At 74.4% G+C, this 23617-nt stretch carries 16 protein-coding genes (1 of these 16 only partly in view); 7 read left to right on the forward strand and 9 right to left on the reverse strand.

Annotated features, from left to right (window positions below):
- On the reverse strand, positions 1-7063 hold the beginning of the coding sequence (locus OG392_RS03725; protein ID WP_329275500.1) for a non-ribosomal peptide synthetase. The gene continues 7163 nt to the left of window position 1, outside the view; 7063 of the gene's 14226 nt are visible here — the first part of the coding sequence; the start codon lies at positions 7061-7063; its stop codon lies beyond the left edge, outside the window.
- A 230-nt stretch (positions 7064-7293) separates the two neighbouring features.
- Here OG392_RS03725 and OG392_RS03730 point away from each other — a divergent pair, with 230 nt between their 5' ends.
- Positions 7294-8361 carry a polyprenyl synthetase family protein gene (locus tag OG392_RS03730; protein WP_329275502.1) on the forward strand — a complete coding sequence of 356 codons (1068 nt, stop codon included), beginning with the start codon at positions 7294-7296 and terminating at the stop codon, positions 8359-8361.
- Positions 8351-9595, forward strand: coding sequence for a hypothetical protein (locus OG392_RS03735; RefSeq protein WP_329275504.1), 1245 nt, complete (start codon positions 8351-8353; stop codon positions 9593-9595). Before OG392_RS03730 ends, OG392_RS03735 begins: the two co-directional genes overlap by 11 nt.
- A gap of 83 nt (positions 9596-9678) precedes the next feature.
- Here OG392_RS03735 and OG392_RS03740 read toward each other — a convergent pair whose 3' ends face one another.
- From OG392_RS03740 to OG392_RS03775, 8 genes are all read right to left on the reverse strand, one after another.
- Complete coding sequence (locus tag OG392_RS03740; protein WP_329275506.1) at positions 9679-10611, reverse strand: TauD/TfdA family dioxygenase; 933 nt, start codon at positions 10609-10611, stop codon at positions 9679-9681.
- Between the two features lie 12 nt (positions 10612-10623).
- A complete protein-coding gene (locus OG392_RS03745) occupies positions 10624-11481 on the reverse strand; it encodes an enoyl-CoA hydratase/isomerase family protein (protein ID WP_329275509.1) in 858 nt (285 codons plus the stop codon).
- Entirely contained in the window at positions 11468-12286 is an 819-nt protein-coding gene (locus OG392_RS03750) for an alpha/beta hydrolase (RefSeq protein WP_329275511.1), read from the reverse strand. Before OG392_RS03750 ends, OG392_RS03745 begins: the two co-directional genes overlap by 14 nt.
- A complete protein-coding gene (locus tag OG392_RS03755; protein WP_329275514.1) occupies positions 12283-13875 on the reverse strand; it encodes an amino acid adenylation domain-containing protein in 1593 nt (530 codons plus the stop codon). The genes OG392_RS03750 and OG392_RS03755 overlap by 4 nt, the downstream gene beginning before the upstream one ends.
- Entirely contained in the window at positions 13859-15058 is a 1200-nt protein-coding gene (locus OG392_RS03760; protein WP_329275516.1) for an acyl-CoA dehydrogenase family protein, read from the reverse strand. Before OG392_RS03760 ends, OG392_RS03755 begins: the two co-directional genes overlap by 17 nt.
- The gene (locus OG392_RS03765) at positions 15055-16458 is read right to left on the reverse strand and encodes a TrpB-like pyridoxal phosphate-dependent enzyme (protein ID WP_329275518.1); all 1404 of its coding nucleotides are present in this window, start codon (positions 16456-16458) and stop codon (positions 15055-15057) included. The genes OG392_RS03760 and OG392_RS03765 overlap by 4 nt, the downstream gene beginning before the upstream one ends.
- Positions 16455-16739: a phosphopantetheine-binding protein gene (locus OG392_RS03770; RefSeq protein WP_329275521.1), complete on the reverse strand. Its 285-nt coding sequence runs from the start codon at positions 16737-16739 to the stop codon at positions 16455-16457. Before OG392_RS03770 ends, OG392_RS03765 begins: the two co-directional genes overlap by 4 nt.
- Positions 16740-16904: 165 nt before the next feature.
- The gene (locus OG392_RS03775) at positions 16905-17681 is read right to left on the reverse strand and encodes a thioesterase II family protein (protein ID WP_329275523.1); all 777 of its coding nucleotides are present in this window, start codon (positions 17679-17681) and stop codon (positions 16905-16907) included.
- Between the two features lie 259 nt (positions 17682-17940).
- Here OG392_RS03775 and OG392_RS03780 point away from each other — a divergent pair, with 259 nt between their 5' ends.
- The 5 genes from OG392_RS03780 (at position 17941) to OG392_RS03800 (ending at position 23541) form a co-directional block, all read left to right on the forward strand.
- Positions 17941-19371, forward strand: coding sequence for an aldehyde dehydrogenase family protein (locus tag OG392_RS03780; protein WP_329275525.1), 1431 nt, complete (start codon positions 17941-17943; stop codon positions 19369-19371).
- A 95-nt stretch (positions 19372-19466) separates the two neighbouring features.
- Positions 19467-20474, forward strand: a complete 1008-nt coding sequence (locus tag OG392_RS03785; RefSeq protein WP_329275527.1) for a terpene synthase family protein — start codon at positions 19467-19469, stop codon at positions 20472-20474.
- A gap of 54 nt (positions 20475-20528) precedes the next feature.
- A complete protein-coding gene (locus OG392_RS03790; RefSeq protein WP_329275529.1) occupies positions 20529-21431 on the forward strand; it encodes a DUF2236 domain-containing protein in 903 nt (300 codons plus the stop codon).
- Positions 21432-21436: 5 nt separating this feature from the next.
- On the forward strand, positions 21437-22513 hold the full coding sequence (locus tag OG392_RS03795) for a PLP-dependent cysteine synthase family protein (RefSeq protein WP_329275531.1): 1077 nt from the start codon (positions 21437-21439) through the stop codon (positions 22511-22513).
- Complete coding sequence (locus tag OG392_RS03800) at positions 22513-23541, forward strand: ornithine cyclodeaminase (protein WP_329275533.1); 1029 nt, start codon at positions 22513-22515, stop codon at positions 23539-23541. The genes OG392_RS03795 and OG392_RS03800 overlap by 1 nt, the downstream gene beginning before the upstream one ends.
- Positions 23542-23617 lie beyond the last annotated feature (76 nt).

A 23617-nucleotide genomic window follows, 5' to 3' on the forward strand; every position in this document is an offset into this window, starting at 1 on the left:
CGGGGCCGAGCTGGAAGGGCACGAGGCCGCCGCGGTGGCTGGGCAGCGCGGGCCGGGGCCGGTCGGTCGGGAGCGCGAGCTCCTCGGGGAGGCCGGCGAGGGCGTCCTTCCAGTAGGCGATCTGGGCGGAGAGGACGCTGTCCGGGTCGCTCTCGTCGCCGAGCCGCTCGCGCTGCCACAGGGTGTGGTCGGCGTACTGGACGGGCAGCGGGGTCCAGTCGGGCAGGCGGCCGCCGAGGGCGGCGGCGTAGGCGACGCTGAGGTCGCGGGCGAGCGGGGCGGTGGACCAGCCGTCGCCGGCGATGTGGTGGACGACGACGACGAGGACGTGGGTCTCGGGTCCTATCTCGATGAGCCGGGCGCGGAACGGGGCTTCGCGGGTGATGTCGAAGCCGCGGCCGACGGCTTCGGCGACGAGCGCGTCGGCGTCGGGGCCGGCGGCGGTGACGACGTCGAGGACGGGGCGGGCCCGCTCGGGGTCCAGGACGAGCTGGTGGGGGACGCCGTCGGTCTCGGGGAAGACGGTCCGCAGGCTCTCGTGGCGGGTGGCGACGTCGGCGAGGGCGCGGCGCAGGGCGTCGTGGTCGAGCGGACCGGAGAGCCGCAGCACCAGGGGGATGTTGTAGGTGCCGTCGGCGGGGTCCATCCGGTTGAGAAACCACAGGCCCCGCTGGGCGTAGGACAGCGGGAGCCGGTCGGGGCGTTCGCGGCGGGCGAGGCCGCCGCGGGCCGGTCCCGCGTCGGCGAGCCGGGCGGCGAGACCTGCGACGGTCGGCGTCTCGAAGATCGCCGCCACCTCCAGGTCCGTGTCCAGGGCGGTACGGATCCGGGCGACGAGGCGGGTGGCGAGGAGGGAGTGGCCGCCGAGGGCGAAGAAGTCGTCGTCCAGGCCGACCCGGTCGAGGCCGAGCATGTCGGCGAAGACGCCGCACAGGATCTCCTCCTGCGGGGTGCGCGGGGCGCGGCGTTCGGCCGTGGTGAAGTCGGGGGCGGGCAGGGCCTTGCGGTCGGTCTTGCCGTTCGGCGTGAGCGGCATGGCGGGCAGGGCGACGAGGACGGCGGGGACGAGGTGTTCAGGCAGTGCGGCGGCGAGGGCCTCGCGCAGGGCGCGGACGTCGTCGTCGCCGACGACGTAACCGACGAGGTGGCGGTGTCCGCCGGGTCCGGGGACGACCGCGGCGGCGGCGTCGGTGACGCCGGGCAGGGCCCGCAGGTGTGCCTCGACCTCGCCGAGTTCGATGCGCTGGCCGCGGATCTTGACCTGGGCGTCGCGCCGGCCGATGAACTCCAGCTGCCCGTCGGGGCGGTGGCGGACGAGGTCGCCGGTGCGGTACATGAGGCTGCCGTCGGCGGCGAACGGGTCGGGGACGAACGCGGCGGCGGTGCGCTCGGGGTCGCCGAGGTAGCCGAGGCCGACACCCACACCGGCCACGTACAGGTCGCCGGCGGTGCCGGGCGGGACGAGCTGCCGCTCGTCGCTGAGGACGTAAAGGGTGGTGTTGCGGACGGCATGGCCGATGGGGGCGGTGATGCGCCGCTCGTCGAGGGTGTCGGGGGTGAGGACGGCGTGGGTGACGTCGTCGGAGCACTCGGTGGGTCCGTACGCGTTCATCATCGGGATGCCGGGGAAGCGGGCGAACCAGCGCCGGCACAGGTCGGCGGGGAGCTCCTCGCCGGTGACGACGAGCCAGCGCAGGGCGGGCAGGGCGGGGACCTCGGCGCCCTCGTCCCAGGTGTCCAGGGCCGCGCGCAGCAGGGAGGGGACGACCTCCAGGACGGTGACCCCGTCGTGGCCGACGAGGCGGAACAGCCCCAGCGGGTCGGCGGCGAGGAGCCGGCCGACCGCCAGGACGCGGCCGCCGGTGAGGAGCGGGGCGATCATCTGCCAGACGGAGACGTCGAAGGTGAGGGGGGCGTTCTGGACGACGGTGTCGGCGCCGGTGAGGGTGAGGTCGTCGACCTTGGCGAGCAGGTGGTTGTTCATGCCCCGGTGGTGGACCATCGCGCCCTTGGGGCGGCCGGTGGAGCCGGAGGTGAAGATGACGTACGCGAGCTGGTCGCCGGCCGGAGCGGTGGGGTCGGCGGCCGGGGCGGGGCCGGCCGGTTCGTCGACCGCGAGGGCCTGCGTCCCGGTTCCGGCGACGACGGCGGCGCCGGTCTCCTCGTGGCCGGGGCCGGTGAGCAGCCAGGCGGCGGAGGCGTCGGCGAGCAGGGAGGCGTTCCGTTCGTGCGGCGCGCGGGTGTCCAGCGGGAGGTAGGCGGCGGACGCGGCCTGGATGCCGAGGAAGGCGGTGATCGCGGCGGCGCCCCGGTCGGCGAGGACGGCGACGACGGTGTCCTGGCGGGCGCCGCGGGCGCGCAGCCGGGCCGCGAGCCGGTCGACGCGGTCCATGAGCGCGGCGTAGGTGACGTCGCCGTGGTCGTCGGTGACGGCGACGGCCTCGGGGTGCTCGGCTGCGACGGCGCGGACGCGGCCCACGACGTCGGTCATGGTCTCGGGCGCGGCGGTGTCGTTCCAGGCGACGAGGAGGCGGTGGGTCTCCTCGTCCGAGAGGAGGGGGGCGCTGCCGATGCGGGTGTCGGGGGCGGCCGTGGCGGCTTCGGCGAGCCGGGCGAGGCGGGTCAGGACCGCTTCGGCGGTGGTGCGGTCGAAGAGGTCGGTGCGGAACTCCAGGGCGAGGAACAGGCCGGCCTCGTCGCCGTCGGGGCCGCGGTGCTCGCGGACGTTGAACGACAGGTCGAACTTGGCGGTGCCGGTGGGCACGTCGACCAGGCCGAGGGCGAGCCCGTCGACGGCGGGCAGGGACCGTTCCGAGCTGTCCATGGAGATCATGACCTGGAACAGCGGGTGGTGGGAGGTGGAGCGGGCCGGGTTGAGCACCTCGACCAGCCGCTCGAAGGGGAGCTCCTGGTGGGCGTAGGCGTCCAGGTTGCTCGTGCGGACGCGGGCGAGGAGTTCGGCGAAGGTGGGGTCGCCGGAGGTGTCGGTGCGCAGCACGAGGGTGTTGGTGAAGAAGCCGACGAGTGCGTCGAGGCTGTCCTCGGGGCGGCCGGTGACGGGCGTTCCGAGGGCGATGTCCGTTCCGGCTCCGAGCCGGGTCAGCAGGGTGGCGACGAGGGTCTGGACGACCATGAAGGTGCTGGTGCCGGTGGCGCGGGCGAGCGCGGCGAGGCGGCGGTGGGCGGCCGCGTCGAGGTCGAGGGCGACGAGGTCGGCGGGGGCTGCGGAACCGGCGCCGCGGGGGTGGTCGGCGGGCAGGTCGAGGTGGTCGGGCAGGCCGTCGAGCTGCCGCTTCCAGAAGGCGATCTGGCGGGCGGCGGAGCTGTCGGGGTCGCTCTCGTCGCCGAGGGCGCGTCGCTGCCAGGCCGCGTAGTCGGCGTACTGGACGGCGAGCGGGGCCCGGGCGGGGGCGTGGCCGGCGCGGCGGGCCGTGTAGGCGTCGGTGAGGTCGCCGAGCAGCGGGGCGAGGGAGCCCGCGTCGGCGGCGATGTGGTGGAGCAGGAGCAGCAGGACGTGCCGGTCGGGGGCGAGGGCGAACAGGGTGGCCCGCAGAGGGGGTTCGTCGGCGAGGGCGAAGCGGTGGGCGACGGCGGCGGACAGCTCGGCGTCGAGGGTGTCGTCGCTCGCCGTGCGGACGGTGAGCACGGGCGCGTCGCCGGCGGGCAGGATGTGCTGGGCGGCGACGCCTTCGGTCTCGCGGTAGACGGTGCGCAGGATCTCGTGGCGGTCGGTGAGGTCGCCGAGCGCGGCGGCGAGGGCGGTGCCGTCGAGCGTGCCGTCGAGGGTGAGCACGAGCGGGATGTTGTACGCGGCGCTGGGGCCTTCGAGCTGGTCGAGGAACCACAGGCGCTGCTGGGCGTAGGAGAGGGCGAGGTCGCCGGTGCGGGGCGTGGGGGTGAGCGCGGGGCGCTCGGAGGTCGCTCCTTCGAGGCGGACGGCGAGCCGGCGGACGGTGGGCTCGGCGAAGAGTGCCTCGACGCCGCAGTCCCGGCCGAGTTCGGCCGAGATCCGGCGGGCGAGGCGGGCGGCCATGAGGGAGTGGCCGCCCAGGGCGAAGAAGTCGTCGTCGGCGAGGACGGCGTCCTGGCCGAGGGCGTCGGCGAACAGGGCGGCGAGGGCGTGTTCGAGCGGGGTGCGCGGCTCCCGGCCCGCGCCGGTGGCGGCCGGGCCCGGCTCGGGCAGGGCCTTGTGGTCGACCTTGCCGTTGGGCGTGACGGGGATGGCGTCGACGACGGTGACGGTCGCGGGGACGAGGTAGCCGGGCAGGACCTCGGCGAGCGCCTCGCGGACGGCGGCCGGATCGGGTCCGGCCGCCGCGCCGGCCGCGGGGACGACGTATCCGGCGAGCGCGGGGGTGCCGTCGGCGGACCGGCGTACGGTCACGGCGGCCTGGGCCACGGAGGGCAGGCGCAGCAGGGCGGCCTCGGCCTCGCCGGGCTCGACGCGGTAGCCGCGGATCTTGGTCTGCTCGTCGGCGCGTCCGATGAACTCCAGCGATCCGTCGAGGAGTTGCCGGACGAGGTCGCCGGTGCGGTACATGCGCTCGCCGGGCAGGCCGAAGGGGTGGGCGACGAACCGCTCGGCGGTGAGCGCGGAGCGGCCGAGGTAGCCGCGGGCGAGGCTGGGGCCGGCGACGTACAGCTCGCCGGTGACGCCGGGCGGCACGGGCAGCAGGGCGCTGTCGAGGACGTACACGCGGGTCTCGGCGATGGGGTCGCCGATGGGGGGCGTGCGGGAGCCGTCGAGGGCCTCGCTCATGGTGGCGCAGACGGTGGTCTCGGTGGGGCCGTAGCCGTTGACGAAGAGCCGGCCGGGCGCCCAGCGGGAGACCAGTTCCTCACCGGCGGCCTCGCCGGCGATGAGGATGGTCATGCCCGGGGGCAGGTCGGCGGCGGGGTCCATGACGGCCAGCGACGACGGCGGCAGGATCGCGTGGGTGATCCCGGCCTCGCGGGCGAACGCGGCCAGCGGGTCGCCGGGCAGCAGCCGCTCGGCGGGGGCGAGGACGAAGGTCGCTCCGGCGAGCAGGCCCATGCACAGCTCGGGCACCATCGCGTCGAAGCCCATGGAGGCGAACTGGAGGACCCTGCTGCCCGGACGGACGTCGAGCCGCCGGACGAAGGTGTCGGCGAGACCCGGCAGTCCGGCGTGGGTGACCACGACGCCCTTGGGGCGGCCGGTGGAGCCGGAGGTGTAGATGACGTACGCGGCGTGCGCGGCGGTCAGCGGGGCGGTGCGGTCCGCGTCGGCGAGGTCGGCGCCGGAGAGCGTCGCCAGCTCGGCGGTGACGGCGGGGTCGTCGAGGACGAGCGGGGTGCGCCCGGCGGCCTCGGCGACGGCGGCGGTGGAGGCGTCGACGAGCACGCGGACGGGGGCCGCGTCGCCGAGGATGTGCGCGATGCGGGCCTCGGGGTAGCCCGGGTCCACGGGGACGTACGCGGCTCCGGCCTTGACGACGGCGAGGATCGCGACGACGAACTCGGCGGAGCGCGGCAGCAGCAGGGCGACCCGGTCCTCCGGTCCGACGCCGCGGGCGGCGAGCAGCCGGGCGAGCCGGTTGGCGCGCCGGTTCAGCTCGGCGTAGTCGAGGACGGTGTCCTGGAACGCGAGGGCGGGCGCGTCGGGCGAGGCGAGGACCTGGCGCTCGAACAGGGCGGCGAGCGTGGGGCCGTCGGTGGGGGGCATGACCGCGGCGGGGCGGGCGAGGGCCGCGTCCCGCTCCTCGTCGCCGAGCAGTCCGATCCGGCCGAGGGGCGTCCCCGGCTCGTCGAGCGCACGGGCGATCCGGCCGACGAACCGAAGGTAGCGGTCCTGGTGGGCGGCGAGCTCGGCGGGGGCGTACAGCTCCGGGTGCGCGTCGAAGTCGACGCGGATGCCGCCGCCGTTGCCGCGGTCGTACACGGAGACGGCGAGGTCCTCGATGAGCCGCAGCGACATGTTGTGGGCGTCGGCGCGCAGACCGGCGAAGCTGAGGTCGTAGTCGAACGGGACGACGTTGAGCAGCGGGCCGAAGAAGCGGCGGTGGTCGTTGGGCAGGCCGAGGTCGCGGCGCAGCTCCTCGCCGCGGTAGCGCTGGTGGGCGACGAGGCCGCGCAGCGCGACCCGGGTGCGCTCCAGGAGTTCGCCGACGGTGGTGGCGTCGTCGACGGCGACCCGCAGCGGGACGACGTTGGCGGCCATGCCGGGCGCGGTGCGGGACTCGGGGCCCGGGCGGGCGGTGACCGGCAGGCCGAGCACGATGTCGGTCAGGCCGGTCATGCGGTGCATGTAGGCGACCGTGGCGGCGATGACGACGCGGGAGCGGGCGGTGCCGGCCTGCTCCGCCGCGCGGACCAGGTCCTCGCGGACGTCCTCGGGCAGCTCGGCGCTGCGCCGGACGAAGTCGGCGGACGGCTTCAGCGGGCGGGTGGAGAGGGCGACCGGCTCGGGCTGGTCGGCGTACCGGCCACGCCAGAACTCCCGGTCCTCGGCGAGGTCCCCGGACGCGCGGTACGCGGCGTCCTCGGCGAGCAGGGTGCGGACCGAGCCGAAGGGTGTGGGGCCGGCATCGGCTCCGGTGGCGAGCGCGGTGTAGACGTCGGCGACGCGGCGGACCAGGAGGGCGGCTCCTACGCCGTCGAGCAGGATGTGGTGGTAGGCGTGGTACCAGAACCAGCGGTCCTCGGCGGCCTTGAACAGGGCGTAGGTGAACAGCGGTGAGCCGGTCAGGTCGATGCGGCGGCGCAGGTCGCGGCCCATCCACTCCTCGGCGTCGCGGCGGGGGTCGGCCTCGCCGGAGACGTCGACGGTCCGCAGGGTCCAGGCGGGCTCGGAGCCGATGATCTGGCGGGGGCCCTCGTCGGTGTCGACGAACCGGATGTGCAGGGCGTCCGCCTCGGCGGTCATCCGCCGCAGCGCCCGCTCGAAGAGCGCGGTGTCCAGCGTGCCGTGGATCTCCAGGTACTCCGCCGCGCGGAAGATCGGGCTGTCGGGTTCGACGGCCTGCGCGAACCACACCCCTGCCTGAGCCCCGGTCAGCGGAAGCCGCTGCTCGCCGTCGGCAAAAGACTGAGACCGGTCCATGATTCCTCGCCATCCACCTATCAGGTGTGCGACAGGCGACTCCTGGCACACCGCAAGAACAATCAGGTCAGTGGTTTCTCGCAGACGTGGTCTGCACACTGCGCTGAACGGTAGTGCGCACCCAGCCGCCCCCTCTGGACAGCGCCTATACGCCAAGCTGCCTCTTTTCGGGGGCGCTTGGGTGTGCGAGAAAGAGCCTGTTGAGGTCTATCCGCCATCAGGAGATCCGTATGTCCATTGCCTTTCCGGTGAGTCCGGAATTCACCGGTGTCGCCGCCCGTGAAACACGCGACCGCGTCCTGGCGCGGGTGGAGCGACGTATTCACGAATTCCTCGCCGAGGAGCGCCGTTCCTGGGCGGCGCTCAACGCGGACTCGGCCGAGCTGATCGACTGCGTGACCCGCATGGTCGGCAGCGGCGGCAAGCGCCTGCGTCCGGCGTTCTGCGTCGCGGGCTACCTCGCCGGCGGCGGCGACCCGGAGGAGCAGGTCATCGTCGACGTGGCCGCCGCCCTGGAGCTGCTGCACACCTTCGCCCTGCTGCACGACGACGTCATGGACGACTCGGGGCTGCGCCGCAACGAGCCGACCGCGCACATCGTGCACTCGGAGCTGCACACCGAGCGGGACTGGCGCGGCGAGCCGCGCAGGTACGGCGAGAGCGTCGCCGTCCTCGCCGGCGACCTCGCGCTGGTGTACGCGGAGCGGCTGCTCGCCGACTGCCCGCCGCACGCCCGCCGGATCTGGGGCGAGCTGTGCACGGAGCTGATGATCGGCCAGTTCCTGGACGTGCGGGCCGCGGCCCGTTTCGTGCCGGACCCCGAACTGTCCAGCTGGATCGCGCTGTTCAAGTCCGGGCGCTACACCGTCTACCGTCCGCTGGCCATGGGGGCGCAGCTCGCCGGCGCGTCGGAGCTGCAGCCCGCGTTCGAGCGGTACGGCCTCGCGCTCGGCGAGGCGTTCCAGCTCCGGGACGACCTGCTCGACGCGTTCGGCAGCTCCGACGTGACCGGCAAGCCCGCCCAGCTCGACTTCAAGCAGCACAAGATGACGCTGCTGATGTCGATCGCGCTGCGCCACGAGGAGGAGGTGCGGGAGCTGGTCGGCGACGACCTCGCCGGCGTCGCCCCCGAGCGGCTGCACGAGGTGCTCATCCGGACCGGGGTGCGCGACCGGGTGGAGGCGGTGATCGGGGAGCGCATCGAGACCGCGCGGGCCGCGGTGCGCGGAGCACTGGAACCGGACTGGGCCTCCGCGCTCCACACCATGGCGAGGCAGGCCGCCTACCGTGACAAGTGACCAGAGCGTGCCGGCCCCGGCCACTCCGGACCGGGCCGCCCCGGGCGCGTCCGCCGACCGCGTGTCCGTAGGTGGCGCGTCCGCCGACGGGGCCGCATCCGGTCGTCGGCGTCCCGCCGTCTCCGGGCGGCTTGCCTCCGAACGGGTCGTCGCGGACTGGGAGTTCGCCGTGCCGTCGGGCACGCCGGGATCGTTCTGGGACGCGGTCGACCCCGTCGAGGGGCTCGACGTCTTCGCCGGGGCGCTGGCCCGCGGCGCCGGACCGATCCCCGGCCCCGGGGCGGTCCGGCTGCGGGTGCGGGCGGTGGACGCGTACCGCCCGCCGCCCGGGGAGCCGCCGCCCGCGCGGGGCGGGCCCTGGGCCGCGTACGGCGAGAGCGGGGAGGAGCGGTGGATCCACTGGCCGGCCCGGGAGTCCTCGGGCACGGCCGGTCTGCTGACGGCCTCGCCCGACCCCGCCCGCGGGACGGCCGACGGGGCACCGGCCGCCGGCGCCCCGCTCCTTCCCGGCCGCGCGCCGTGCGCTCTCGTGGAGGTGTCCGCGAGCCACGAGGCGTTCCGGCGCAAGCTGGCGCGGATGGCGTTGATCGCCCCGCTGATGCTGAGCGGCGGGATGGCGCTGATCCACGGCGTGGCCGTCACCCGGGACGACGGGTTCACCGTGCTGCTCGCCGGGGCGTCCGGGTCGGGCAAGTCCACCCTCGGGCTCGCGGCCTTCGCCCACGGCTGGCGGGTCGTCGCGGAGGACCTGGTGTTCGTGACGGCGGACCGGGCCGTCGTCCCGCTGTTCCTGAGCGGCGCGTGGGAGTGCCGGGCGCATCCGGACGACCGGGCCCTCATCGAGCGGGTCACCGGGACGCCGGTCGAGGGACACGCCTCGGAGCTGCCCGCGGACCACCGGGGGCGGGAGTACCTGTTCCCGGTGCGCCCCGGGGCCGGGCCCCTGCCGGCGCGGCCGCTGCCGGTGGACCTGGTGGTCTTCGTGGACCGGGACGGCGAGGCGCCGGCGTCCTCCGGGGGTCGCGCCGGGCAGGTCCTGGGCGCGGGGCCGCGCAGCACCCTGGGCGCGGTGGCGAAGCTGCTGCGGCTCGACTTCTCCCCGGTCGTCCGGGAGACGGAGGAGACGCTGCGGCGCGTCGTCGAGGGGCTGCCGTCGCGGCGGTTCGCGGCGTCCGGCCGGATCGCGGACGACGTGCCGGCGTTCCTGGCCTCCCTCGACCGGTGGGCGTCCTGACGGCTCCTCCCCCACGGTGAACGCCTCGAAGGGCCGGCCCGAGCGGGCCGGCCCTTCGAGGCGTCCGAATGTGCGGCCGCGGATCAGGCCATGGCGACCAGGATGCGGCGCTGCCCGGTGAAGGCGCGGCGGCCGTGCGCGACCGCGACGTTGTCGACGAGCAGCAGGTCGCCGACCTCCCAGGCGACGTCCACGGCGGTCTTCATGCCGATCTCCTGGACGTGGGTGATGTGGTCGGCCGGGATGGGGCTGCCGTCGGCGAAGAACGCGTTCTGCGGGAGCTCGTCCTCCGGGATGAGTTCGGCGAGCGCCGCGGCGTCGTCGCCGAGTCCGGCGATGTGCCACTGGTCGGCCTGGTTGAACCAGACCTCCGTGCCGGTGACCGGGTGCTCCAGGGTCGCGCGGCGGAGCTGGGTGACCCGGAGGGTGCCGTCGTGCTGCCAGCTCCACTCGGCCTCGGCCCCGTCGAGGAACGCCTCGACCTCGGCCCTGTCCTCGGTCTCGAAGGTGGCCTGCCAGCTCTTGCCGAAGCCCATGCCGTCGTGGAGGTTCTGGGTGTAGCGGACGCCGGGGGCGAAGGCCGCCCGGACCTCGGGGTCGATGGACTCCAGCCACAGGCGGCCGTCGACGAGCGGGGTCGCACCGCCGGTGGCGGCCGCCACGCCGCAGTAGAACAGGATCCGCGAGGGCCAGGTGTGCGCGTACGACATCTCGTTGTGCATGGAGATCTCGAACTCGGCCGGGTACTCGGTGGAGGTGTAGAGGTTGCGGCCGACCTTGGTACGGGGCGAGTTGCCGTGGACGTACGCGAGCCGGTTCGCCAGCAGCCGGTCGGCGGCGCCGTCGTAGGTGTCGGCGGTGATGCCGAAGCCGCGGAAGTAGACGGCGCGTTCCTCTGCCAGGAGCCGGCCGACGTCGGTGGCCCGCAGGTACTCCTCCAGCCCCTGCGGGGTGGCGTCGGCGCCCACGTCGGCGGGGCGCAGGATCCGGGGCTGCCAGGCGTTCTCGGTGGTCACGCGGGGTTCCTTTCAGGAGGGGGTCGCCGAAGGGACGGCGTCCCCGGCGGGAGGGGTGTTCGTCGGCCGGGCCGCCCCGAAGTCGGGGGCGCGGCGGTCACGGAAGGCGGCGACCGCCTCGTGGACGTCCGGCGAGTGGGCGGCGACGACCTGGACGGGAGCCTCCCGTGCGAGGGCGGCCGACAGGGAGGGAGCGTCGGTGTTGGCCTGGAGGACCTGCTTGGTGAGGGCCAGCGAGACCGGACTGTGCGCGGCGATCTCGACGGCGAGGCCGAGTGCCTCGGCGGCGAGTTCGCCGGGGGCGGTCACCCGGCTCACCAGGCCGCGGGCGAGGGCCTCGTCGGCGGCCACGAACCGGCCGGTGAGCATCATGTCGGAGGCGAAGCCGAGGCCGGTGAGCCGGGGCAGCAGCCAGGAGGCGCCCATGTCGCCGCCGGAGAGCCCCATCTTCACGAAGGAGGCCCGGAAACGGGCGCCGGGCGCGGCGAGCCGGATGTCGGCGGCGAGCGCCAGGGACAGCCCGGCGCCGACGGCGGAGCCGTCGACGGCGGCGATCACGGTCTGCGGCAGCCCGGTGAGCCCGGTGATCGCCTCGGCCTGCCGGTGCAGCAGGTCGAGCAGGGTGCGCGGGGGCAGCGAGGCGATCCGGCCGACCTCGTCGATGTCGTACCCGGCGCAGAAGGTGTCCCCCACGCCGGTCAGGACGAGGACCCGTACGGAGGGGTCGGCGCGCAGGGCGGCGCAGAGTTCCGTGAGGCGGGCGAACAGGTCCTCGTCGAGGGCGTTCCTGCGGGCGGGCCGGTTCAGGGAGGCCGTGACGACGCCCGGGAGCGGGCGGGTGACCAGGAGGGAGGGTTCAGATGCGTTCATGGGTCCGCTCCTCCGTGTGGCGGGCGACGAACTCCAGTGAGGCCGGCAGGGCTCCGTCGACGAAGCGCCAGTCGTGGCCGCCGGGCCGCTCGTGGTAGGTGACCTCGTGGCCGCGTTCGCGCAGCGCGTCGCGGACCCGTCGGTTCATGGCCCGCATCCGGTCGTGGTCCTCGGTGCCGACGTCCAGGTACAGAGCGGGCGTCGGGGTGCCGCTGTCCTGCCCGATGAGGCGGTACGGGTCGTACCGCCGCCGGGTCTCGCTGCCGGGCGGGCCCCAGACCCGCTCGTGGCTCTCCACGGTCGGCATGGCGAAGGCGGGGTCCGAGCGGAAGGCGGCGTACGGGTCCCCGGTCCGCAGCGGCGCCTCGAAGGCCCCGGCGTGCGAGGCGACGGCCCCGAAGGTGTCGCCGTGCCGCAGCCCCAGGAAGAGCGCGGCGGCCCCGCCCATGGAGAAGCCGCCGACGGCGCGTCCCGAGCGGTGGGCGCGGGTGTGGAACCGCGCGTCGATCTCCGGGACCAGTTCGTGGACGAGGTGGTCCTCGTAGCGCAGTCCGGCGTGGTCGTTGACGAACCAGCGGCGTCCGCTCTGCGGCAGGACGACGATGGTCCGGCTGTCGCCGACCAGGTCGACGAGGCGGGTGTTGACCAGCCAGGTCTCCTTGCTGCCGCCGTAGCCGTGCAGGAGGTACAGGACGGGGTGGGGCGGTCCGTCCTCGCTGTAGTCGCCGGGCAGGACGACGTTGACACCCTTGTCGCGGCCGAGGAGCCGGCTGGGCCGGCGCAGGGTGAGCACGCGGGCGGTCACGCCGACTCCCGGAGGGCGGGGGCGGCCAGCGCCCGGCGGTCGATCTTGCCGGTCGAGGTGCGGGGGAAGGAGCCGGCGAGGTGGAAGACGGCGGGGACCATGTAGCGCGGGAGGGTCGCGCCGCAGTGGGCGCGCAGCTCCGCGGCCTCGGGCGCCGCGCCGTCGGCGGGCACCACGTGGGCCCGGAGTTCCTGGTTGCCGTCGGCGTCCGGGACGGCGACGCAGACGGCCTCGTGGACGTCGGGCCGCCGCATCAGCACGGCCTCGATCTCCTCGGGTTCGACCCGGTGGCCCCGGATCTTGATCATGTGGTCACGGCGGCCGAGGTAGAGGTAGCCGCCGCCCTCCAGGGACCGGACGAGGTCGCCCGTGCGGTGGGTCCTGGCCGCTCCCCCGGCCTCGGCAAGCGGGGTGCGGCCCCAGTAGCCGAGCATCACCGAGTCGCCGGTGACGCAGAGTTCGCCCTCGGCGCCGGGGACGTCGGGGACGGCGCGCCCGTCCGGGCCGAGCAGCCGGGTGTCGGCGTAGGGGCAGGGGCGGCCGATGGGCGGGGGCGCGGTGCGTTGGGGCGCGAGGTCGGCGTCGGTGACGCGGTGGTGGGTGCAGACGTTGGTCTCGGTCGGGCCGTAGAGGTTGTGCAGGGACGCTTCCGGCAGCGCCGCGCGCAGCCGCCGCAGGTGCTTCAGGGCGAACGGCTCGCCCGCGAAGAGCACGGTCCGCAGCCGCGACGTCCCCAGCAGGGCGTGGTTCTTGGCGTCGAGCATCCGGATGAGGGCGCCGGGCACCGAGTACCAGACGGTGATGCCCTCCTCGGCGACCAGCCGGTTGAGGGCCGGGCCCAGGGCCCGCTGGTGCTCGGGCACGAGGACGAGGCAGGCGCCGGCGCTCGCGGCGGCGAAGACGTCGAAGACGGAGAGGTCGAAGTGGACGGGGGCGTGGGAGGACAGCCGGTCCTCCGCGGTCAGTCCGAACTCGGCCACGGTCCAGTCGACGAACGCCGTCGCGTTGCGGTGGGACAGCATGACGCCCTTGGGCGTGCCGGTGGATCCGGAGGTGTAGAGGATGTAGGCGAGGTCGTCGGGGCCGACGTCCGCGGGCGTGAACCCTTCGGGCACCGGCCGGTTCACGGCCCGGGCCCAGTTCGTCGTCCGGAGCGCATCCCTGTCCGCCCGCGCGGGCTCGTCGGCCGGTGCCGGCTCGTCGCCGACGAGGACGGCGGTGCGCACCGTGGCGGGGAGCCCGTGCTCGTGGAGCAGGGCGAGCCGGGGCGCGTCGGTGACCAGGCAGCGGACGGCGCAGTCGCCCAGGATGTACGCCGCGCGGCCCACGGGCGTGGCCGGGTCGACCGGGACGTACGCGGCCCCGCACTTGAGGATGGCGTGGAGGGTCACGAGGGTCTCGGTCGACTTGCCGAACCACAGGCCCACCCGGTCTCCGGGGCGGACTCCCTGCTCGCGCAGGGTCGCGGCGAGCGCGGTGGCGGCCCGGTCCAGGGCGGCGTAGTCGGTGGAGCGGCCCCGGTGGCGGACGGCCTCGGCGGTGGGCCGGGCGGCCGCGGCGCGGGTCAGCAGCTCATTCAGCGTGCGCATGGAGGGCTCCTGCGGGGCGGGGGGACGCGGCGCGGGCGCGGGTGGTCAGGCCGAGCTTCTCGGCGATGACCAGCCGCTGCATGTCGGAGGTGCCGGAGGAGATCCGGGTGCCGAGCGCGTCGCGCAGATTCCGTTCGACGTCGGTGTCGGTGGTGTAGCCGAGTCCGCCGTACACCTGCAGGGCGTCGAGGAAGGTCTCGACGGCGGACTCGCTGGTGCGGAGCTGGGCGGCCTCGGGGTAGTGCGAGGGGACGTCCCGCCCGAGGTCCCAGGCGGCCCGGTGGGTGAGCAGGCGGGCCTCGTCCAGCCGGATCCGCATCTCGACGACGCGGTGGGAGACGGACTGGAACTTGCCGATGTTCCGGCCGAACTGCTCGCGGGTGCGCGCGTAATGCACGCACTCGTCGATCTGGCGCCCCATGGCGCCGAGCAGCGGGGCGAGGATCAGCGAGCGTTCCCAGGCCATGGTCGCGGAGAGGACGCGGGAGCCCTGCTTCTCCGCGCCGAGCCGGGCAGAGAGCGGGATCCGGCAGCCTTCGAGGGTGATCTCGCCCCAGGGGGCGGTGCGCAGGCCGGCCTTCTCGTAGCGGGTCTCGACGGTGAGCCCCGGCTGGTCGCGGTCGACGAGGAAGGCGGTGACCCCGGTGAACCCGAGGGCCGGGTTGACGGTGGCGTACACGAGGAAGACGTCGGCGAGGGGCGCGTTGGTGACGAAGCGCTTGGCGCCGTCGAGGACGTAGTGGTCGCCGTCGCGGCGGGCCGTGGCCGTCAGGGAGAGGGCGTCGGAGCCGGAGCCGGCCTCGGTGATGGCGTGTGCGCCGATCAGCCGGCCGTCGCAGAGCCCGGGGAGGTAGCGCGTCTTCTGCTCCTCGCTCCCGAAGAGCAGCAGCGGGATCTCCGCGGCCCAGATGTGCGCGCCGAGCGCGATCATGAGGCCGTTGTCCCGGCAGCCCTCGCCCAGGCCCTCCAGGGCGACGGCGCAGGTCAGCGGGTCCAGGCCGAGGCCGCCGTACGCGCGGGGCACGGGGAGGCCGAGGACTCCGGCGTCGGCGCAGCGCTGCCAGTCGCCGGGCTGGAGCGTCCCGGTGCGTTCCCGGGCGGGGAGGTCGGCGCCGAGGTCCCGGCCGAGCCGGCGGAACCGGTCGGCGAGGGCGGTCTGTTCCTCGGTGGGGCTGAGGTTCACGGGTGGCCGCCGACCGCGTCGAGGGCGGGCAGCCCGGCCAGCGAGGCCGCGATGTGGCCGTCGGAGACCACGTGGTCCTCCAGGGTGCCCGCCAGGTACTGGTCGTACGCGGAGAGGTCGAGCAGCCCGTGGCCGCTGACGTTGAAGAGGATGACGCGCGGCCGGTTCTCCTCTCGGGCCCGTACGGCCTCGTCGACGGCGCACTTGACGGCGTGCGCGGACTCGGGGGCGGGGATGAGGTTCTCCGTGCGGGCGAAGAACGCCCCGGCCTCGAACACCTCCTTCTGTCCGTAGGCCACGGCCTCCATGAGGCCGCGGTCGTAGAGGGCGCTCACCAGCGGGGCGGCGCCGTGATAGCGCAGTCCGCCGGCGTGGACGCCGGGTGCGACGAAGGTGTGGCCGAGGGTGTACATCTTCGTCATGGGGGTGGTACCGGAGAAGTCGTTGTAGTCCCAGGCGTAGCGGCCCCGGGTCATCTTGGGGCACGCCTCGGGCTCCACGGCGACCAGCCGGGTCCCGGCGCCGGTGCGGAGCTTCTCGCGGTGGAAGGGGAAGGCGAGACCGGCGAAGTTGCTGCCGGCGCCCATGGCGCCGATGACGACGTCGGGGAACTCGCCGGCCATCTCCATCTGGAGCAGGGCCTCTTCGCCGATGACCGTCTGGTGCAGCAGGACGTGGTTCTCGCCGCTGCCGACGGAGAAGGCGCCGCGGGTGACGCTCCGGGCGTGTTCGAGGGCCTCGGCGTTGGCGATGGCGACGCTGCCGTCGCCGTCGGGCGAGGCGGCCAGCAGGGCGCGGCCCGCCTCGGTGGTGCCGCTCGGGCTCGGGATGACGCGGGCGCCGTTGAGTTCCATCAGGACCCTGCGGTAGGGCTTCTGCCGGTAGCTGCAGTTGACCATGAAGACGGTGCAGGCGAGGTCGAGGGCGTGGCAGGCCATGGACAGGGCGGTGCCCCACTGGCCGGCGCCGGTGCCGGTGGTGATCTCCTGGACGCCGGCCTTCTTGTAGTAGTGGGCCTGCGCGAGGGCGGAGTTGAGCTTGTGGCTGCCGGAGGCGTTGGCGCCCTCGTACTTGTAGTAGATGTGCGCGGGGGTGTCGAGCGCCTGCTCCAGGCGGTGGGCACGGATCAGCGGGGTGGGGCGCCAGCGCTGGTACTGCGCGCGCACCGGGTCGGGGATCTTCACGTGGCGCTCGGTGCCGACGCTGCCGCGGTACATGGACAGCGGGATGTTGGCGCCGGTGGAGCCGCGGTCGGCCGTCTGCGCGTCGGCGTCCGGTCCCGCGGCGGGCCGGGCCCGGCGGACGTCGGAGGCCGACACGTCGAGGTCGGCGAGGATGTTGTACCAGTGGGTCGGGACGTCGTCCTCGTCGAGCAGGTACTGGTTGCGCACGGCTTTCATGCCGGGGTCTCCGTCCGCAGGCCGGCGACGTGCCGGCGGACGAGCGCGACCAGGTCGCCGACGGTCTCCAGGTCGGCCTCCATGACGTCCTCGTCCTCGATGTGGCCGCCGAACTCGTTCTCCACGGCGAGCAGGAGCTGGAGCAGGTTGAGCGAGTCGAGCTGGATCATCGGCGAGTAGAGCGACGCCTGGGGGCCGATGTCCTGGGGGTCGAGGCGGAGATCGAGGGCGTCGACCATGAGTGCGCGGACCTTCGTGGCCACGTCGTCGTCGGGCAGCATGTCGAAAGGCTCCTTGGAACAGGAAATACATCAGGTCGGGGTGACTTCGCGCGGGCCGCGCCGGGACGACACCGGAGGGGGAATTCCGTGACGGCCTGAGACCGGGTGCGCGAGGAAGTCGGAGAAAGACGGGAAAGGCCGGCGCCGAGGGTCTCCGACGGGGAATCAGCGGGGGTCGGCGAGAAGACGGGAGACGTCCGTGACGATCTCGCTCCCCAGCACGAGGGAGAAATGATCTCCGGGAAAGACCCGCAGGGAGAATTCCCCGGACGTCGCGTCCGACCAGGCGGCGGCGTGCGCGACGGGCACGCCCGGGTCGGCGTCCCCCACGTACGCCGTCACCGGCACGGTCACCGGCCGCGCCGCGGTGGGCCGGTAGGTCTCGATCAGCGTCAGGTCGCCGCGGAACGACGGCAGCAGCAGGGCCAGCAGCTCCGGCTCGGCGACCACCGCCGGGTCCATGCCGCCGAGCGCGAGCAGCCCCTCGACCATGGCCTCGTCGTCCTGCAGGTGGAGTGCGCGGCCGCCCCGCGGACTGAGCGGCGCGCCGTGTCCGGAGACGAACAGGTGGCGCGGACGAGCCCGGTAGAGCGCCTCCAGACGCAGGGTGACCTCGTACGCGAGGGCCGCGCCCATGCTGTGGCCGAGCAGCGCGACCGGCCGGTCGAACAGCGGCAGGAGCTCGCGCGCCACACGGTCGGCGAGCGGCCCCATGGCGCTGACGCACTCCTCCCCGAAGCGGTCCTGCCGCCCCGGGTACTGGACCGCGACGAGTTCCACGTCGTCCGGCAGGGCGTCCGCCCAGCCGTAGAACGCGCCGGCGGTACCGCCCGCGTGGGGCAGGCACACCAGGCGGATCCTCGGCGCGGGCACCGGGCGGGGCCGGCGCAGCCAGCGCCCGTCCGGGCTCGCGGCATGCGGGGCACGTACCGGGCTGGTCATCACTGGCGGCCTGCTTCCCTGGGCTTCTCGAACGGCCGGGAACTCACTCGTCCCGGCATTTCAAGTACCGCACCCTAACGCCATTTCACGGCTCGTCACCACCCGATTCGGGCGGCAGTTCGCCATACAGAATCTATCCAGTCCGCGGGTGTCCGGACTCCGTACATTGGTCCGCCGTCACGTCGTGAATTCCCTCCCCGCCGCCCGTCGCCGGAGGAATTCAGCTCATTCGATCCTGCCGAAAGAGACCCGTCACGCCATGAATTCTCTCCCTCTGCACCAGGTCTACGTCGGCGGCCGGTGGACCGCCCCGCGCGCCACCGGCACGATCCCCGTGGAGAACCCGGCGACCCTGGGAATCGTCGGGGAGGTCCCCGACTGCGGCAGCGAGGACGTCTGGCACGCGGTGGACGCCGCCCGCCGGGCCCTGCCCGGCTGGTCGGCGACCGGCGTCGAGGAGCGTGCGGCGGCCCTGACGGCGCTGCGCGAGGCCCTGGTGAAGCACCAGGACGAGCTGGCGGAGACCGTCACACGGGAGATGGGGTCGCCCCTCACGTTCTCCCGGCGCGTCCAGGCGGGCCTGCCCGTGCGGGTGCTCGACGGCTTCCTGGCGGAGCTCGCCGCGGCCACCGCCGAGGAGCGGATCGGGCACTCCCTCGTGGTGCGCGAGCCGGTCGGCGTGGTCGGCGCCATCACCCCGTGGAACTACCCGCTGCACCAGGCGGTCGCCAAGATCGGCGCGGCCGTCGCAGCGGGCTGCACGCTCGTGCTCAAGCCGAGCGAACTCGCCCCGCTCTCCTCGTACCTCCTGGCGACGCTCATCGACGGGATCGGGCTGCCGCCGGGCGTCTTCAACCTCGTGCCCGGCAGGGGCGCGACGGCGGGCGCCGCGCTGACCGTCGACGACGGCGTCGACCTGGTGTCCTTCACCGGGTCGCTGGAGGCCGGCCGGAAGGTCGGCGCCGCGGCGGCCCGTACGGTCAAGAAGACCTGTCTGGAGCTGGGCGGCAAGTCCGCCACGGTGGTCCTGCCGGACGCCGACCTGGCCGCCGCCGTCGAGGACGGGGTCCGCAGCGCCCTGCACAACGCGGGGCAGACCTGCACCGCCCGCACCCGGCTGCTGGTGCCGCGGGAGCGGCTGGACGAGGCGCTGGACATCGCCCGTTCGGTCGTCGCCGGCTACGTGCCGGGCGACCCCGAGGACCCGGCGACCCTGCTGGGCCCCCTCGCCTCCGCCGGGCAGCGCGAGCGGGTCCTCGGCCATCTGGCGCAGGCCGTCCGCTCGGGTGCCCGTCAGGTCGCCGGCCAGGACGCCGCGGCCGCACTGCCGGCGACCGGGCACTACGTGGCGCCGAGCGTCTGGACGGACGTCGGTCCTTCCTCGCCGCTGGCCCGCGAGGAGGTCTTCGGTCCCGTCCTCGCGGTCATGACGTTCGACGGCGACGACGGCGCGGTGTCGCTCGCGAACAACTCCGAGTACGGCCTCGCCGCCGCCGTGTGGTCCGGCGACCAGGACCGGGCGGTCGCCGTGGCCCGGCGGCTGCGGGTGGGCCAGGTCGACGTCAACGGCGCGAAGTTCAACGCCGCCGCTCCGTTCGGGGGCTACAAGCAGTCCGGCATCGGCCGGGAACTCGGCCGACACGGCATCCAGGAGTTCCAGGAGGTCAAGGCAGTCCAGCTGCCGTCCTGATCGGGACCGGTGGACTCCGCCGCACCGAGCCCCCCTTCTTCCCCCACTTCCCTGCACCTCGACTCGAAACGACGGGTGACACCGTGTCCCTGCGCATGCCGCACCTCCAAGTGGAGTTCCCTCCGGAGCTCAGTCCGTTCGCCGACCGGGCGGAGGCGGGAACCCGGGCCTTCGTGGCCCGCTTCGGCCTCGCCCCCGACGAGGCCGCCCGCCGCCATCACGAGCGCTCCCTGCTCGGCACCCTGATGGGCAGGGCCTACCCGCACTCCGGAGCGGAGGAGCTCCAGCTCGTGACCGACTGGATCAGCTGCATGCTGGTCCTGGACGACCAGTTCGACGAGACCTCCCTCGGCACGGAGCCGGAGCGGCTGCGCGAGGTCTGCGACGAGGTGCTCGGCTGGTTCACCGAGGACGGCTCCGTCGACGACGACGCCGGCCCGGCGGCGCACTCCCTCACCGAGGTGTTCCGCCCCGCCTACGCGGACCTGTGGCGCCGCACCGCCCCCCTCACCTCGCCGGCCTGGCGCCGCCGCCTCGCCGCCCACATCGGGGCCTTCTTCGACACCTGCGTGTGGGAGTCGGAGAACCGGCTCACGGGCCGCGTCCCCGGGCTGGACGAGTACATCGCCCACCGCGGCCGCGCACTCATGCCGTACCTCGACCTCATCGAGGTCACCACGCACTTCGAGGTGCCGGAGGAGATCTACGAGCTCCCGGCCTTCGCCGAGATGAACGCGGCCCTGTCCGACGCGGACCTGTGGACCAACGACCTGTTCAGCTGCGAGAAGGAGGCGCTGCTCGGCGACCAGCACAACCTGGTCCTGGTCCACCGGCACGCGCACGGCACGGACCTGCAGACCGCCGCCGACGCCGTCGGGGAGATGGTCCAGGGCCGCTTCGACCGGTTCACCGCGCTCAGCTCCTCCTTCGCGGAGCACCTGACGCCCGCCCAGCGCGCCCTCTTCCCGGCGGACCGCCTGGAGCGCCACGTCGCGGGGCTGCGGAGCTGGCTCACCGGCCAGCTCCAGTGGCGCTTCGAGACCCTGCGGTTCGACCCCACGCGGCCCGAGGTCACCAGCACCGCGGGCTCCACCCCGCTGTAGGCGCGCGTCCTCCACCGACTTCCCCCACCGTGACCCACCGTGAACGGGGTACGCATGCGAGACCGTTACGCGACACTCAGACATCTGGAGACCCTCGACCCCAAGGCGGACCACCAGGAGATCCACCGCATATCCTCCGACAGCGAGTTCCCCTGGGACTACGGCCGCGGGCTCGAGGTCGCGATCTGGCGCACCTGCTGCGTGCCCGCCATCTCCGACGTCCTGGACGGCAGCGGCGAGTTCGCCCTGCGGGCCCAGAAGCGGTACGACGACACCCGCATCCTGCTCGGCGAGCTGGTCCGCGGGGGCTACGACTCCCCGCGGGGGCACCAGGCGATCCGGCAGATCAACCAGGCGCACCGCAGGTTCGACATCGCCAACGAGGACATGCTGTACGTCCTGTCGACCTTCATCTTCGAGCCGGTGCGCTGGATCGACCGCTGGGCCTGGCGGCGCACCTCCGAGACGGAGCGGCTGGCCGCCTTCTACTTCTTCACCGGGGTCGGCAAGCGGATGAACATCCGCGAACTCCCCACCGACTACGACTCGTTCGAGCAGTTCAACCGCGAGTACGAGCGGGCCCGCTTCCAGCGGGCCGCGAGCAACCACCGCGTCGGCACCAACATCCTGAGCCTGTACGCCTCCTGGTACCGGCGCCCGGTCAGCGACCTGGTCGCGGCCACGCTGCCGTGCCGGCTGGACGCGCCCGCGCTGGACGCCCTCGGCATGTCCGCCCCGCCCCGCTGGGTGCGGGCGGTCCACCGCGCCGGGCTCCGCGGCCACGCGGGGGCCGAGCGCGTCGCGCCGCGGCTGATGGCCCGGCTGATGACCCGGCCGACCGCGCGGACGTACCCGGGCTACCCGCACGGTTACGACCTCGCCGACATCGGTCCCCAGCGGACCGTCCCGCCCGTGCGGCAGCAGCCGACGGCCCGCGTCGACAGCCTCAAGGACTGAGCACCATGACCCAAACCACAGTTCCCGCCGCGCCCTTGGCGGCCATCGGCGACACGCCCCTGCGGCCGGTCGTCGTTCCGGTCGGCGACCGGACCGTGCGGATCTGGCTGAAGCTGGAGGCCGAGAACCCCTTCGGGTCGATCAAGGCCCGCACGGCGGAGGCCCTGCTGAACGCCCTGGAATCGAGCGGCGCCCTGCGTCCGGGGATGCGGGTGGTCGAGTCGACCTCCGGCAACCTGGGCGTGGCGCTCGCCGGCCTCTGCGCGCAGCGCGGCTACCGGTGCACCCTGGTCGTGGAGCCGAGCACGCCGCCGGCCAGCGTCGCGCGGATGCGCGCGTACGGCGCCGACGTCGTGACCGTGCGCGAGGTGCCGGGCGGCCGGACCCTCGGGGCGCGGCTCGAAGCCGTCCGCGAGATCGTCTCGGCCGGCTCCGACGCCGTGTGGACCGACCAGTACGCGAGCCCCGCCAACCCCGGGGTGCACGAGTGGCAGACCGCCGCGGAGCTGATGAAGGCCGCGCCGGAGGGCCGGTTCGACGCGGTCGCCGTGGCCGTGTCGACCGGCGGCACGCTGGCGGGCATCGCGCAGTTCCTCCGCGACCACGCCCCGGACACCCAGGTCGTCGCGGTCGACGCGGTGGGCTCCTCGGCGCTCGGCGGCACCCCCGCCGACCGGCCGTTCAAGCTCATGGGCTTCGGCTCCGGACAGGTGTCGGGCTTCGTGGAGCCGCACCACGTCGACCACGTGGTGCGGCTGACGGACCAGGCGGCCGCCGCGGCCTGTGTGCTGATCGCCCGGCGGACCGGGATCTCCCTCGGCGGCAGCGGCGGCGCCGCGGTGCTCGCCGCCGTCTCCCGGGCGCTCGGCGACCCGTCGCTGCGGGAGATCGCCTGCGTCTGTCCGGACAGCGGGGAGAAGTACCCGCAGTTGCGCGACGCCCCCGCCGACGGCGGTCCGGGGTGCGCGGGCGAGATCCGCGCGGCGCTGGACCTGCTGGACCGGGTGCGGGCGGGGGAACCCGCCGCACCCGCACCGACGCACCCGCGGAGACTGCCGAACCCCCGGAAGGGAATGCACTGATGACACCGCACGACGACACGCTCACCTATCTGGACAGCGCCGACGTGGCCCGACTCTGCGACGGGCTGCCCGTCGCCGACCTGGCGCGCGACACTCTCCTCGCCTACCGGCGCAAGGAGGCGGGGCTCACCCCGGAGGCCGCGCTGCGCTGGACCACCCCGTCCGGGGCGTCGGCGCGCAGCCTCGTCCTGCCCGGCTGGGCGGACGGCGCCTACGGCTGCAAGATCATCAACGCCTCACTGGGCAACCACCTCCTCGGCCGGCCGCGCGCCGCCGGGCTGGTCGTCCTCGACGACCCGGAGACGGCGCGACCGGTCTGCATCATGGAGGGCGGCCGGATCAGCGCGCTGCGCACCGCCGGTGTCTCGATCGCGGCGCTGCGCGCCGTGCGCGACCTGGCGGCCGTCCGGCGGGTGGCCTTCCTCGGCTGCGGCCGGCAGGCGGAGGTCCACCGTGAACTCCTGGCGAGCGCCTGCCCCGCCGTCGAGGAACTGATCGTCCACGACCGGGACGCGGACCGGGCCGAGGAGCTCGCCGCCCGCTGGCGCGCCGCGCACCCGGCGGTCGCCGTCACGGTGACCCCGGACGCCCGCTCCGCCGTCGAGCGCGCCCAGGTGACGGTCGCGGTGACGACGACCACCGAGCCGTACGTGGAGCTGGAGTGGGTGCCGGCGGGCGGCACCTTCGTCAACGTGTCCCTCGACGACGCGGCCGAGAGCCTGTTGCTGGGCTGCGACCACCTGTTCGTCGACGACTGGGACCTGGTCGTCGACGACGACCACCGGCTGCTCGGCAGGCTGGCCCGGGCCGGCCGCGTCTCCGGCCCGGGGACGGCCGCCCCCGCGGCCGGCCGGTCGGTGGACGCCTCCCTGCCGGAGCTGTTCGCCGGCGACTACCCGCGTACGGTCGCCGAGGACGAACGGGTGGTGATCAACCCCTTCGGCATGGGCGTCCAGGACATCGCGCTGGCCGCCGCCGTGTACGCGCGCGCCGTCGAGCAGGGCGTCGGCCTCTCCCTGCCGCACTGAACCGGGGGCGTACGGCGTCCACCGCCGTACGGCCCTCCGCCGCTCGCGGTCCCCCACCGCGCCCGGCACCCCCACG

It is taken from the genome of Streptomyces sp. NBC_00691, from assembly GCF_036226665.1.
Classification (GTDB): domain Bacteria; phylum Actinomycetota; class Actinomycetes; order Streptomycetales; family Streptomycetaceae; genus Streptomyces.

Coding starts and splice junctions, on each gene's coding strand:
- OG392_RS03755 (WP_329275514.1), bottom strand. CDS start 13,875: ATGCGCACGCTGAATGAGCTGCTGACCCGCGCCGCGGCCGCCCGGCCC.
- OG392_RS03795 (WP_329275531.1), top strand. CDS start 21,437: ATGACCCAAACCACAGTTCCCGCCGCGCCCTTGGCGGCCATCGGCGAC.
- OG392_RS03765 (WP_329275518.1), bottom strand. CDS start 16,458: ATGAAAGCCGTGCGCAACCAGTACCTGCTCGACGAGGACGACGTCCCG.
- OG392_RS03745 (WP_329275509.1), bottom strand. CDS start 11,481: ATGAACGCATCTGAACCCTCCCTCCTGGTCACCCGCCCGCTCCCGGGC.
- OG392_RS03800 (WP_329275533.1), top strand. CDS start 22,513: ATGACACCGCACGACGACACGCTCACCTATCTGGACAGCGCCGACGTG.
- OG392_RS03770 (WP_329275521.1), bottom strand. CDS start 16,739: ATGCTGCCCGACGACGACGTGGCCACGAAGGTCCGCGCACTCATGGTC.
- OG392_RS03785 (WP_329275527.1), top strand. CDS start 19,467: ATGCCGCACCTCCAAGTGGAGTTCCCTCCGGAGCTCAGTCCGTTCGCC.
- OG392_RS03790 (WP_329275529.1), top strand. CDS start 20,529: ATGCGAGACCGTTACGCGACACTCAGACATCTGGAGACCCTCGACCCC.
- OG392_RS03730 (WP_329275502.1), top strand. CDS start 7,294: ATGTCCATTGCCTTTCCGGTGAGTCCGGAATTCACCGGTGTCGCCGCC.
- OG392_RS03775 (WP_329275523.1), bottom strand. CDS start 17,681: ATGACCAGCCCGGTACGTGCCCCGCATGCCGCGAGCCCGGACGGGCGC.
- OG392_RS03780 (WP_329275525.1), top strand. CDS start 17,941: ATGAATTCTCTCCCTCTGCACCAGGTCTACGTCGGCGGCCGGTGGACC.